9 protein-coding genes are annotated in these 13,316 nt (G+C 74.2%); 3 read left to right on the top strand and 6 right to left on the bottom strand.

What is annotated here, in order from left to right:
- From QSK21_RS03875 to QSK21_RS03885, 3 genes are read right to left on the bottom strand one after another with little or no spacing between them, the layout of a single operon-like run.
- Entirely contained in the window at window positions 1-3,195 is a 3,195-nt protein-coding gene (locus QSK21_RS03875; protein WP_285693771.1) for an ATP-binding protein, read from the bottom strand.
- 9 nt (window positions 3,196-3,204) lie between these two features.
- On the bottom strand, window positions 3,205-3,864 hold the full coding sequence (locus QSK21_RS03880) for a response regulator (protein WP_285693772.1): 660 nt from the start codon (window positions 3,862-3,864) through the stop codon (window positions 3,205-3,207).
- Window positions 3,861-5,030 carry a sensor histidine kinase gene (locus QSK21_RS03885; protein ID WP_285693773.1) on the bottom strand — a complete coding sequence of 390 codons (1,170 nt, stop codon included), beginning with the start codon at window positions 5,028-5,030 and terminating at the stop codon, window positions 3,861-3,863. The genes QSK21_RS03880 and QSK21_RS03885 overlap by 4 nt, the downstream gene beginning before the upstream one ends.
- 166 nt (window positions 5,031-5,196) lie before the next feature.
- On the opposite strand from QSK21_RS03885, the gene QSK21_RS03890 reads away from it, so the two are divergent.
- From QSK21_RS03890 to QSK21_RS03900, 3 genes are read left to right on the top strand one after another with little or no spacing between them, the layout of a single operon-like run.
- On the top strand, window positions 5,197-6,636 hold the full coding sequence (locus QSK21_RS03890; RefSeq protein ID WP_285693774.1) for a DHA2 family efflux MFS transporter permease subunit: 1,440 nt from the start codon (window positions 5,197-5,199) through the stop codon (window positions 6,634-6,636).
- Window positions 6,633-8,432: an ABC transporter ATP-binding protein gene (locus QSK21_RS03895; RefSeq protein ID WP_285693775.1), complete on the top strand. Its 1,800-nt coding sequence runs from the start codon at window positions 6,633-6,635 to the stop codon at window positions 8,430-8,432. Before QSK21_RS03890 ends, QSK21_RS03895 begins: the two co-directional genes overlap by 4 nt.
- Complete coding sequence (locus QSK21_RS03900; RefSeq protein WP_285693776.1) at window positions 8,429-10,177, top strand: ABC transporter ATP-binding protein; 1,749 nt, start codon at window positions 8,429-8,431, stop codon at window positions 10,175-10,177. Before QSK21_RS03895 ends, QSK21_RS03900 begins: the two co-directional genes overlap by 4 nt.
- A gap of 50 nt (window positions 10,178-10,227) precedes the next feature.
- Here the strand turns inward: QSK21_RS03900 and QSK21_RS03905 are convergent, their stop codons facing one another.
- The 3 genes from QSK21_RS03905 to QSK21_RS03915 all read right to left on the bottom strand — a co-directional run bounded on the left by QSK21_RS03905 (window position 10,228) and on the right by QSK21_RS03915 (window position 13,314).
- On the bottom strand, window positions 10,228-11,733 hold the full coding sequence (locus QSK21_RS03905) for an MFS transporter (RefSeq protein WP_285693777.1): 1,506 nt from the start codon (window positions 11,731-11,733) through the stop codon (window positions 10,228-10,230).
- A 171-nt stretch (window positions 11,734-11,904) separates the two neighbouring features.
- Window positions 11,905-12,363, bottom strand: a complete 459-nt coding sequence (locus tag QSK21_RS03910; RefSeq protein WP_285693778.1) for a GNAT family N-acetyltransferase — start codon at window positions 12,361-12,363, stop codon at window positions 11,905-11,907.
- 219 nt (window positions 12,364-12,582) lie between these two features.
- Complete coding sequence (locus tag QSK21_RS03915) at window positions 12,583-13,314, bottom strand: VOC family protein (RefSeq protein ID WP_285693779.1); 732 nt, start codon at window positions 13,312-13,314, stop codon at window positions 12,583-12,585.
- Window positions 13,315-13,316 lie beyond the last annotated feature (2 nt).

Below are 13,316 nucleotides of genomic sequence, written 5' to 3' on the forward strand. Positions count from 1 at the left end.
TCACGGCCCGGTCCCCGCCGCCAGGGACCGGGCCTGCCCGGGTGCGAGCTCGGCGCCGCTCGCGAAGAGCGCGTCGAAGCCGGGCTCGGCGGCCCGGACGTCGGCGGTGACCCGGGCCAGCTCGTCGCGTTCCGACGGTGAGATGGGCAGGCCGGTCGTGCGTCGCGCGGCGTCGGCCGCACCCAGCAGCCGGGCGGCCAGGCCGGGCCGCCCGTCCAGGACGAGCGCGGCGGCCATGCCCACCAGCGCCCACGCCTTGCCCCGGTCGGAGCGCTGCTCGTGGCAGAGGTCGAAGCCCTCGCCGAGCAGTTTCAAAGCGCGGGCGGGATCTCCTTGCCGCTCGGCGAGAAAGCCCAGCTCGATCAGGACCATCGACAGGTACGGCGGGTGGCCCTCGCCGGTCTGGTGCCGCCGCGCCGACTCCAGCAGCCGGCGCAGGCCCTCCTCGGCCAGATCGAGCCTGCCCTCCCGGCGGGCCGCGAACGCCATGGAGATGGTGGCGAACGCCATCCCGGCGTGATCGCCGTGTTCGGCGCCCAGCCGCCTGGCCTGCTCGGCGTACTCGCGGGCGCGCGCGTACTGCCCGGTCTGGACCGAGGTCCAGGCGAGCCAGCCGAGCCGCCCGGCCACGTCGGGCCACAGCCCCAGGTCCTCGGCGATGCGCAGTCCGTCATGGGTGAGCCGTTCGGCCTCGGCGTGGTCGCCGGCGAGGTCGGCCAGGGCGATCAGCCAGTCCGTGGCCTGAAGGACGCCCCAGTCGTCGCCCAGTTCGCCGAACAGCCGTGCGCCGCGCCTGGCGTCGTCCTCCAGCGCGGTCATGTCCTCCCGGATGTGGGCGAGCATGGCCCGTGTGCTGAGCGCCGCCGCCTCGCCCCACCGGTCCCCGGCCTCCCGCGAGGTGTCCAGGGCCGACTCCAGCAGCTCCGCGGTGGCCTTCTCGTCCCCGGTATTGATGATCGCCGTGGCCAGGAACCATTCGGCGCGGACGATCTCGGCCGGGTCCATCGCCGGACGGTGGTCGCGCAGGGACGGCGTGGACCGCTCCGGTACGGCCTGCCCCTGCCGCATCGACAGCCCCGCCCGCCAGACCTCCGCCCTGGCCCGCAGCGCGGCCGGTGCCCGCCCCGGGACGGCCAGCGCCGCGTCCAGTGCCCGGCGCGCCTCGGTGATCCGGCCGCGCAGGAACCAGTACCAGACCAGCGACACGGCCAGCCGCAGCGCCGGTTCCGCCGCGCCCTCGCGGTGGAAGGTGTCCAGGGCGGCCCGCAGGTTCGCGGCCTCGGCGTCGAGCCTGCGCAGCCACTCGCGCTGCTCGGGGCCGCGCAGCAGCGGATCGGCCTGCTCGGCGAGGGCCAGGTAGTGGTCGGCGTGGCGGAGCCGCAGCGCGTCCTCCTCCCCGGCCTCGCGCAGCCGGTCGAGGCAGTACGCCGACACCGACTCCAGCAGCCGGAACCGTGCCCCGTCGGCGCGTACCACCAGGGACCGGTCCACCAGCCCGGCCAGCAGGTCCAGCACCTCGCCCGGCCCGACCCCGTCCCCCGCGCACAGCGCCTCGGCCGCGGCGAGCGTGCAACCGCCCTGGTGGACGGCCAGCCGGCGCAGCACGGCGCGTTCCGGCCCGGTCAGCAGCCGCCAGCTCCAGTCGATCACCGCCGTCAGGGTGCGCTGCCGGGCGGGCGCGTCCCTCGGCCCGGTGCCCAGCAGCCCGAACCGGTCGCGGGCCACGCTCAGCCGCGCCGCCAGCTCCGGCACGCCCAGCGCCGGGACCCGGGTGGCGGCCAGTTCCAGGGCCAGCGGGATGCCGTCCAGCCTGCGGCACACCTCCGCCACACCCGGCACGGTCTCCGGGGTGCCGTCCAGCCCCGCCCGTTCCAGGAACAGGCGCACGGCGGGGGAGCGGGCCAGACGGTCCGCGTCGTCGGTGTCGGGGATGTCCAGCGGCGACACCTCCCAGCGGGCCTCGCCGCGCAGCCGCAGCGGCTCCCGTCCGGTGGCCAGCACGCGCAGGCCGGGGGCCGCCGCCAGCAGCGCGCCGACCAGGCCCGCCACGGGCTCGACGACGTGCTCGCAGTTGTCGAGCACCAGCAGCGTCCGCCGGTCCCTGAGGGCCGTGGCCAGGCGCCCGGCCGCCGGTTCCGGACCGCCCGGGGCGTCCGGGATGGACAGCGCCGACAGCACGATCTCGGCGGGGTCGCCCTTCCCGTCCCAGGTGGTCAGGTCGACCAGCCAGACGCCGTCCGGGTACGCCTCCCCGGCCAGGGCGCGGGCGACCGCGAGGGCCACGCTGGTCTTGCCCACCCCGCCCGGCCCGGTGAGCGTCACCAGCCGCCCGGCCGCCAGCAGCTCCCGCACCCGCCGGACGGCGTGGTCGCGTCCGATCAGCTCGGTCACCGGGGCGGGCAGGTTGGTGGAGGGCTTCACCGGTCGCGGGGCCGGCTCGGGCGCGTCCTCGGACGGGTCACCGGACAGGATGGCCTGGTGCAGCCGGACGAGCCCGGGGCCCGGGTCCAGCCCCAGCTCGTCGGCGAGCCGGCGGCGCAGTTCGTGGAAGGCGTCCAGCGCCTCGCTGGTGCGGCCGGCCCGGTGGAGGGCGCGCATGTGGGCCGCGCGCAGCCGCTCCCGGTACGGGTGGCGGCCCACGTGCTCGCCGAGCTCACCGGCCAACTCGCGATGCTCGCCCAGTTCCAGCCGGGCTTCGGCGTACGCCTCCAGCGCGGCGAGCCGCCGCTCCTCCCAGCGGGTCACCGCCGGCCGGGCGAACTCCTCATCGGCGAAGTCGGCCAGGGCGGGGCCCCGCCACAAGGACAGCGCCTCGGCCAGAAGCCCTGCCCGGATCCGCGGGTCGTCCGCTGCCTGCGCCTGCTCTGCCAGGGCGGCGAACCGTGCCGCGTCCACCGCGTCCGGCCCGGCCCGCAGCGCGTACCCGGGGGCCTGGGACGCGACCAGGTCCCTGCCGCCCTCCTCGGCGATGGCCAGGGCCCGGCGTAACTGCGACACCCGTACGTGCAGCGCGGCGGTGGGATCGGCAGGGGCCGCCGCGCCCCACAGGTCGTCGACCAGCCGGTCGGCGGACACCGGACGCCCTTCGTGGACGAGCAGGTCGGCCAGCAGCGCCCGCACCTTGCGCCCGGGTATCGTGACCGCCCGGCCGTCGTCGGCCCAGACGGCCAGCGGCCCCAGTACGCCGAATCTCACCCGTCCAGGCTATGACCGGCGCGGAGTGACCAGGCCCGACTCGTAGGCCAGGACCACGAGCTGCGCGCGGTCCCTGGCGCCCAGCTTGGTCATGGCCCTGCTGACATGCGTCTTCGCGGTGGTCACACTGATCACCATCTGGGCGGCGATCTCGTCGTTGGACAACCCGCGGGCCACCAGCGCCATGACCTCGCGCTCCCGGTTGGTCAGCACGTCCAGCCCCACGGGCGCGGGCTCGGGACGGCGGGTCACGTACTCGCTGATCAGGCGCCGGGTGATCGCGGGAGACAGCAGCGCGTCGCCGCGGGCCGCGACCCGCACGCCCTGGAGCAGGTCGGCGGGCTCGGTGTCCTTGACCATGAAGCCGCAGGCGCCGGCGCGCAGCGCGTTGAAGACGTACTCGTCGAGGCCGAAGTTGGTGAGGATGACGACGTGCACCCCGCTCAGCCGCTCGTCGGCGACGATCAGCCGGGTCGCCTCGATGCCGTCCATCACCGGCATCTGGATGTCGACCAGGGCGACGTCGGGGCGGTGCTCGCGGGCGAGCGCGACGGCCTGCTCCCCGTTGGCGGCCTCGGCCACGACCTCGATGTCGTCCTCGATCTCCAGCAGGGCCCGGAACCCGCCGCGGATGAGCGCCTGGTCGTCGGCGAGCAGGACGCGGATCATGCCGGTTCCTGCTCGCGGACGGCCGGGAGCGCCTCAAGGGGCAGTTCGGCGCGGACGGTGAAGCCGCCTTCGGGACGGGGCTCCGCCCGCAGCCTCCCGCCGAGCTCCGCGACGCGCTCGCGCATGCCGAGCAGGCCGGTCCCGGGCACGGGCGGCGCGTCGGGGTCGGCCGTGCCGTCGTCGTCGACCTGCACGATCAGATCCCGGTCCGCGTAGTCGATGCGGACCGCGGCGGCCGCCCCACCGGCGTGCCTGGAGACGTTGGTGAGCGACTCCTGGACGATCCGGTAGGCCGCCCGGTCCACCTCGGCGGGCAGCGGCCGCCGCATGCCGCGGATCGTCACCTCGACCGGCAGCCCGGCCGAGCGGGCCCGCTCCACCAGGTCGTCCAGCCGGTCCAGCCCGCTGGCCGCCGCCTCGGCGTCGGGACGGCCGGCGTCGCGCAGCACCTCCAGGGTGGCGCGCAGCTCGCGGGTGGCGTCGCCGCTGGCCTCCTGGATGGCCAGGAGCGCGGGCGGCACCTCCTCGCCCCGCTTGCGCGCCAGGTGGACGGCCACCCCGGCCTGGACCTTGATGACCGAGATGCTGTGGGTCAGCGAGTCGTGCAGTTCCCTGGCGATGCGCAGCCGCTCCTCGCTGGCACGGCGGCGGGACGCCTCCTCACGGGTGCGTTCGGCCTCGGCGGCCCGCCGCTCGGCCTCCTCCAGGTACGCCTGCCGGTGCCGGGTCACCGTCCCCGCCACGCCGGCCGCCACGAACCAGCCGATGAGCAGGGTGGTGTCCTGGAGATCCCGCACGGACCCGTCGATGTCGGGCAGGTTCAGCGCCAGGTCCGTACCCAGGTAGACCGCGCTCGCCAGCGCCGCGGCGACCCGGTGGCCGGCCCTGGCGGCGGCGAACACCGACACCATCACGGGATAGGCGGCCGCCGGACCCGGCTCGACGCGCACCGCGAGCACCAGCATGCAGGCCGTGCTGACGGCCAGCGCCACCAGGGGGCCACGCCGCCAGGCCGCGAGCGCGAGCGAGCCGGCGAGGACCGCCGCGTAGTCCGGCACCCCGGCGTCCCGGGTGCCGATCGACACGATGAACGACAGCAGGACGGCCATCGCCACGGCGAGGAGGCCATCCTCGGCGAGCGGCCGCCACCGGTCCCTGAAGCTCATCCATGCAGGGTAGAAGGTCAACGCGCCACAAGCCTCTACGGAGGGTCGTAAATCTCGGCTACTCCCCGCGTAGTACGCGGGCCGCCCCGTACTCCCAGCCTGATAGGCCAAGGAGTCTTCCCGGGCATGACGACCGCGGACCCGGCCGGCCACCACCATGTCCGGCATGAACGCGATCAGAGTGGAGTCGAGTGGCGGAGGCTCGGTCCGCGCGGGAGCGGCCCGTGAGCCGCGTGCCAGGCCGGGGCTGACCCTCGCCGCGGTGGCCGTCGTGCAGTTCATGGTGTCCCTGGACCTGTCGGTGGTGAACGTCGGGCTCCCGCGGATCGCCGCCGGCCTCGGCTTCGGCGCCGTGGGCCTGACCTGGGTGATCCACGCCTACGCCCTCACCTTCGGCGGGCTGCTCCTGCTGGGCGGCAAGGCCGCCGACCGGTACGGCCGCAAGCGGGTGCTGCTGTCCGGGCTCCTGCTGTTCGGCCTCGCCTCCCTGGCGGGCGGCTTCGCCCAGGAACCCGGCCACCTGGTCGCCGCCCGCGCCGCGCAGGGCATCGGGGCGGCCGCGCTGGCTCCGGCCGCGCTGGCGTTGCTCGCCACCACGTTCCCCGAAGGCAAAGCCCGTGTCCGCGCGTTCGGGGTGTGGAGCGCGATGAACGCCGCCGGGGGCGCCCTGGGCGTCCTGATCGGCGGCGTGCTCACCGAGTACGCGGGCTGGCGCTGGGTGATGTTCGTGAACGTGCCGATGGCCGCCGGGGCGCTGCTCATGGCCTGGCGCGGCGTCGCCGCCGCCCCGCCCCCGGCGCGCGGCGGCCGTCCGGACGTGGTCGGCGCCGTGCTGGCCACGGCGGGCATGACCCTGCTGGTGTTCGGCATCGTCCGGACCGACCAGTACGGGTGGTCCTCGCCGGTCACGCTGGTGACCCTGGCGGTCGCCGCCGCGCTGCTGGCCGCGTTCGTGCACGTCGAGCGGACCACCGCTCGTGAGCCGCTGGTCCGGCTCGGCCTGTTCGCCAACCGCTCGGTCACCGGCGCCAACGCCTACAACCTGCTGCTCGGCGCCGCGATGGCGTCGTCCTTCTACTTCATGTCCCTCTACCTGCAACGCGTGCTCGGGACCGGGCCGGCCATGACCGGGCTCATGTTCCTGCCCCTCGCCCTCGCGGTCGTCGTGGGCTCCGTGCTCGCCATCCGGCTCGGCTACCGTCTCGCGCCCAGGACCCTCCTGGCCGCGGGCGGGTCCCTGACCGCGGCCGCGTTCGCCTGGTTCGGGCTGATCAGCACCGACGGCGACTATGCCACCGACGTCCTCATCCCCTCGATCGTCCTGGGCGTCGGCTTCGGCCTGTGCCTGGGTCCGCTGGTCAACACCGCCACCAGCGGCGTCGCGGCCCACGAGAGCGGCACCGCCTCAGGTCTGCTCAACAGCTCGCGCCAGATCGGCGCCTCGCTGGGGCTCGCCGCCCTGGGCACCGCCGCCCAGCACCGCACCGGCCCCACCGTCACCCTTGAAAGCCTCAACGACGGCTACGCGTTCGGCCTGGCCCTGGGCGCCGTGCTCCTGGCCGCCGCCGTCCTTGTCGCCCTCACCGTCCTGAGGGCAGAGCGATGAGCGTCGCCGCCAGTGGTTCTCAGTCGGGGCAGGACATGGCGGGCCTGCTGCGCCCTCACCTCCATACGTTCACCGCCGTGGTGGTCCTCCAGATCATCGGCGCCGTCGCGGGCCTGGCGCCGCTGCTGGCCGTCGTCGAGCTCGGCCGCACGCTGCTGGCGCCCGGCCCGGTCGACGAGGGCCGTGTCTGGCTCACCGTGATCGCCGGAGCGGCCGGGCTGTTCGCCCGGCTGCTGTTCACGTCCGCGTCGTCCGGGATCGGGCATCTGCTCGACGACCGGGTGCAGCTGTCGTTCCGCCGGCGGCTGGCCGAGCGGCTGGGACGCGTCCCGCTCGGCTGGCTCTCCCGGCGCCGCACGGGTGAGCTGGCCAAGGTCGTCGGGGAGGACGTGAGCGCCGTGCACCCGTTCATCGCCCACACGCCCTCCGAGCTCATCTCCGCCTTCGTGGTGCCGCTGGTGTCGCTGGTCTACCTGTTCACCGTCGACTGGCGGCTCACGTTGATCACGCTGATCCCGGTGGCGCTGGCGGTCGCGCTGGTCCCCTTGATGATGACCCCGGCCCGGCTGCGCGAGCAGAAGGAGTTCGACGCGGGCATGGAACGGATCGCCAGCGCGGCCGTGGAGTTCGTCCAGGGCATCGCGGTGGTCAAGGCGTTCGGCGGCGGCGAGCGCGCGCACCGCCGGTTCCGCCAGGCCGTGGACTCCTTCGTCACCAGCTTCTACCGGATGGTGCGCGGCCTCGCCGGGATCGCCGCCGGGATGCAGGTGGTGCTGTCACCGCCGTTCGTGCTGCTGGTCGTCCTGATCGGCGGCGCCGTCCTGATCACCGAGGGCGGCCTGCCCGCGGCCGACCTGCTGCCGTTCCTGCTGCTGGGACTGGGCCTGACCGCGCCGGTGGAGGCCCTCGGCCACGGGTTCGACGACATGCAGGCGGCGCGGCGCGCGGTCGGCCGGATCCGCGACGTGCTCGACGTGCGCCCGCTGCCCGAGCCCGCACGCCCGCTCACCCCACAGGGCCACCGGGTGGAGCTGCGCGGCGTCCGGTTCGGCTACCAGGCCGATCAGGAGGTGCTGCGCGGCATCGACCTGGTGCTCGAACCGGGGACGGTCACCGCGGTCGTCGGCCCGTCGGGAAGCGGGAAGTCCACGCTGGTCCAGCTCCTGCCCCGCTTCTTCGACCCGACCTGCGGCTCGGTCACCCTCGGCGGCGTCGACCTGCGCGAACTCGACAGCGCCGCGCTCTACCGCACGGTCTCCTTCGTCTTCCAGGACGTCCGCCTGCTGCGCGCGTCCGTCGCGGACAACATCGCCCTGGCGGTACCGCGGGCCGGCCTCGACGAGGTGGTACGCGCCGCCAAGCTGGCCAACGTCCACGAGCGGATCCTGGAACTGCCGCGCGGCTACGACACGGTGATCGGCGACGAGGCCGGGCTGTCGGGCGGCGAGGCGCAGCGGATCGCGATCGCACGCGCGCTGCTCGCCGACACGCCCGTCCTCGTCCTGGACGAGGCGACCGCGTTCGCCGACCCGCTCACCGAGCAGGCGGTGCGCCGCGCCCTCACCTCGCTGGGCGGCGACCGGACGGTCCTGGTCATCGCCCACCGCCTGGAGACCATCGCCGACGCCGACACCGTCGTGGTGCTGGAGGACGGGGCGATCGCCGAGCGCGGCACGCCCGCCGAACTGCTGGCACGCAACGGCAAGTTCGCCGAGTTCTGGCGGACCCACCGGACGGCGATCGGCGCCGAGGCCGAGACCCGCGGTGGCGTACTGGGAGGAGACCCGTACCGATGATCCCCATGCTGCTGCGCGTACTGGGCCACCGGTACGCACCGCCCGTGCGCCGCACCGTGGCCCTGATGACGGTGACCGCGGTGGCGGAGGGCCTGTCGTACGCGCTGCTGGTCCCCGTGCTGCGGGCGCTGTTCGGCGGCACGCCGCAGGACGCCTGGCCGTGGCTGATCGCGTTCGGCGCCGCCGTCGCGGTCTACGGGATGCTGCGCTATGTCGCCGACCTGTCCGGTTTCCGCGCCGGGACCACGCTGCTGGACGGCATGTACCACCGGCTGGGCGACCACCTGGCCCGGCTGCCCGTCGGCTGGTACGGCGCGGGCCGTGTGGGGGAGGTGTCCGTCCTGGCCGGCAGGGGCGTGCTGGAGGCGATGAGCGTGATCGCGCACCTGCTGGGCCCGCTCATCTCCGCGTCCGTGACGCCGCTGACGATCGTCGCCGTGATGCTCGCGTTCAACTGGCAGATGGGCCTGGCCGCGCTGGCCGCGGCCCCGGCCGTGGCGGTGATCCAGGTCTGGACGGGACGGGCGATGGCCGCCGCCGACGTCGACCGCGCGGCGCGTGACCACGAGGCCACCGGGCGGGTCATCGAGTACCTGCAAGCCCAGCCCGTGCTGCGCGCCGGCGGCCGGACCGGCGAACGTTTCCGGCTGCTCGACGACTCGCTGAGCGAACTGCGGCGCGCGTCCCGCCGTACCACGCTGTCGGCCCTTCCCGGCGTGCTGGGCCTGACGCTGACCGTGCAGGCGATGTTCACCGTGCTGCTGGTCTTGGGCGCGTACCTCGCGCTCGGCGGGGGCATCGGCGCGGCGGAGGTCCTGTCGATCCTGGTGCTGGCCGCCCGCTGCGCCGATCCGCTGCTGTCCCTGGCCGAGCTCGGCGGCAGGGTCCGCGCCGCGCGCAACGAGCTGACCAGGCTCGAGGCGGTGCTGAACACCGAGCCGTTGCCGGAGCCCGCCGCACCCGTCCGGCCGGCCGGGCATGACCTGGAGTTCGACTCGGTCACCTTCCGGCACGGCGACCGCACCGTGGTCGGCGGCCTGTCGATCTCGGTGCCGCAGGGGCAGCGGCTCGCCGTGGTCGGGCCGTCCGGCGCGGGCAAGACCACCTTGCTGCAACTCCTCGCCCGGTTCTACGACGTGGACGCGGGTGCGGTGCGCGTGGGCGGCGTGGACGTACGCGACATCAGCACCGAGGTGCTGATGGACCGGATCGCCATCGTCTTCCAGGACGTCTACCTCTTCGACGGGACCCTTGAGGAGAACGTGCGCCTGGGCCGTCCCGGCGCGACCGAGGCCGAGGTGCGGGCGGCGGCGACCGCGGCGCGGCTGGACGAGGTGATCGAACGGCTGCCCGGCGGATGGGCGGCCCACGTCGGGGAGGGCGGCGCGCTGCTGTCGGGCGGTGAGCGCCAGCGCGTCTCCATCGCGCGGGCGCTGCTGAAGGACGCGCCCATCGTGCTGCTCGACGAGGTGACCTCCGCCCTGGACCCGGTGAACGAGGCCGCCGTCCACGAGGGCATCGACCGGCTGATGGCGGGCCGGACGGTGGTGATGGTCGCGCACCGGATGCGCACCGTCCAGCGCGCCGACCGCGTCGCCTTCCTGGACGCCGGCCGGATCCTGGAGGAGGGCACCCACGATGAGCTGCTGCGCCGCGGCGGCCGCTACGCCGCCTTCTGGGAGGCGGGCGGCGCGCCTTCCCGGCCTTCACCACCGCCGGCCGGTGCCTCGTCGGCGACACGATGACCTCCCTGCGGCGACGCCTCACGCAGCGACGTCATCGGTGCGTCCGGCGGTCAGGGGGATGCGAGCAGGGGCTCGGAGTCCCCGGCGGTGCCGTCCTCCTCGACGGGCCGGTGCCCGGGGCTCGGCGTGTTCATCAGGACGGCGATGATCAGCGCGCCGGCCAAAATGATCCCCGCGGCCCAGGCGCCGGCCGTCGCGAACCCCTCCACCACCGCCTGCCTGGCGACGGCCGGGTCCTGGCCGGAGGAGGCGTGCGAGGCCAGGTAGTCCACGGTCGCGCTGGTGGCGATGGTGTTGAGCAGCGCGGTGCCGATCGAGCCGCCGATCTGCTGCGCGGTGTTGACGCCGGCCGAGGCCACGCCCGCGTCGCCCTGGTCGACGCCGTGGGTGGCGTAGTTGAGGCTCACCGGCATGATCAGGCCCGCGCCGAAGCCGATCATGAGCTGCGTGACCAGCACGCCCCCGGCGTACGAGGTGTCCGCCTCCAGCGTGGCCATCCACAGCATGCCGCAGGAGCCGATGAGCAGGCCGGGCACGATCAGGGCCCGCGGCGGCACCCTGGGCAGCAGCCGGGCGCTGAGCCCGCCGGCCGAGACCAGGACCGCCGCGGCCATCGGGAGGAAGGCCACACCCGCCTTGACCGGCGAGTATCCCTTGACGACCTGCATGTAGTACGTCATGAACAGGAACGCCCCGAACATCCCGACGACGGCCACGCCCACGGACAGGTAGGCACCGCCGCGGGTGCGGTCGGCGACCACGCGCAGCGGCAGCAGCGGCTGCCGCGTCCGGCTTTCGACCAGGGCGAACGCGGCGAGCAGCACGCCGCCGGCGGCCAGCAGCCCGATGACCGTCGCCGAGCCCCAGCCGTCGGACTCGGCCCTGCTGGTGGCGTACACGATCGCGACCAGCCCGCCGGTCACCAGCACCACCCCGGGGACGTCGAACCGCGCCTTGCCCGGACGCCGCGACTCGTCCAGCAGCGCGTACCCGCCGAACGCCGCGACCAAGGCGATCGGGATGTTGATGTACAGGCACCAGCGCCAGTCCAGGTAGTCGGTCAGCGCCCCGCTGACCAGCAGGCCGATCGCGCCGCCCGCGGCGGCGATGCCGCCCCAGATCCCGAACGCCTTGGCGCGCTCCCCGGGCTGGGTGAACGTCACGGTCAGCAGCGACAGCGCGGACGGCCCCAGCAGCGCGCCGAACGCACCCTGGAGGGCACGGGCGGCCAGCAGCATCCCGGGGCCGGACGCCGCGCCGCCGAGCGCCGACGCCGCGGCGAAGCCCACCAGCGCGATCAGGAAGGTCCGCTTGCGGCCGGTGTGGTCGGCGATCCGGCCGCCGAGCAGCAGCAGGCCGCCGAAGGCCAGCGTGTACGCGGTGATGATCCACTGCCGGTCGCCGTCGGAGATCCCCAGGTCCCGCTGGAGGGACGGCAGCGCGATGTTCACGACGGTGGCGTCCAGGATGATCATGAGCTGCGCCAGCCCGATGAAGAACAGCGCGGCCCAGCGGCGCGAAGAGGTCTCCGGAGCCCGCGCCTTGGTGGTTGCCATGGCTTCGTCCTCGCTCGTGGTGTGGCACGCCGCGCGGATCGAGCGCGCGGCGTCCTGACACACACAAGACGCGGCCGTTCCGGGCCGTGTGACGGGACGGCCGTGTGACAAGACCCACCGCCCGCCGATGTCATGAAGCACCCGCGACCGGCGTCCCGTCCTGAAGGCCGGTCACCCGGTGGACGCCGAACCGCGCATCCTGATCTTGATTTGGCCCTCGCCGTGGCGCGCGACCTCCCGCAGGCCGAGCCGCCGGTAGAGGGCGTACGCGCGGTGGTTGACCGCCAGCACGTCCAGGACCAGGTCCTGGCCTTGCCGGCCCGCCTGACGCAGCAGCTCGGTGATGAGGCGGGTGCCGATGCCGCGCCCCTGGTGGTCGGGGTGGATCTCGATCCGCCCGAGGTAGATCTCGGCCGGGCGGTGCTCGACGCTGAGCATCCCGGCGTCGGCCCCGTCGACGGTGATGATCTGCCAGTTGCCGGGCTCGAAGGCGCGCGAGTGGTAGCCGCGCTGGTCCTGCTCGTTCCACCCCCAGACCGCGGCGACGTAGTCGCCCATGGCCGCCTTGTGCAACTGGAAGCAGAACTCGCTGTCAGCGGGTGTGGCGGGACGTAGCCCGACGACGCTCACGCGACCTCCTCGACATTGCGGCGAACGCGACCCCCATCACACCAAGCCGCGCCTCACCGACGGTGGCCGACCTGGACGGGCAGTCCACGCACCGCAACGACAGCAGAGGCGGCCTGGTCCGGCGGAGGATCCAGGGCAGCACCATATGAGGTTGTGAGGACATGGGCTCTCAAGACCTGACACGAGGCCGATTGCGCGTGGCGGAGCGGTCTTTCCGCGTCAGCCCCGTCCGAGGACGCAGAACTCGTTGCCCTCCGGGTCCGCGAGGACCGTCCAGGGCACGTCGCCCTGGCCGATGTCGGCGTCGGTGGCACCGAGATCCCGCAGCCGGGCCACCTCCGCCTGGTGATCGTCGCCGGGGTACGGCAGCACGTCGAGATGGCCACGCGTCCACACGGTCGGCGCCGTACGGAAGAACTCCAGGTACGGCCCGACCCCCTGGGACGAGCGCAGCACCGCGTGATCGTCGGTCGCCTCGTACGGCTTCCAGCCGATCGCCTCGCCCCAGAACCGCGCCATGGCCCGCGGATCCGCGCAGCCGACCACGACCCTGGCGATCGGTCCGGTGTCCCGGTAGATCTCCCGGGGCTCCAACACGCAGAACACGTTGCCCTCGGGGTCGGCCAGGACCGTCCATGGGACGTCGCCCTGGCCCACATCGGCGGGCGTCGCACCGAGTTCCTTCAGGCGCGCGACCAGCTCCGCCTGATGGGCCGTGGAGGTGGTGGCGAGATCGAGGTGCACGCGGTACCTCACCGTCTCCGGATCCGGGACGGTGACGACGTCGACACAGACGGCGGTGGGGTCCGGCCAGGTGAAACCCACGGGCTCGATGTTGGTCACACCGGGTCCCTCACTGGAGACGCCCCAGCCGAGCGCCTCCGCCCAGAACCGGCCGAGCGCTGCGTCATCGCGCGCCTTGAAGTTCACCTGAACGAGTCGCAGTCCCACGC

The organism is Actinomadura sp. NBRC 104412 (assembly GCF_030269515.1).
Lineage (GTDB): Bacteria > Actinomycetota > Actinomycetes > Streptosporangiales > Streptosporangiaceae > Spirillospora.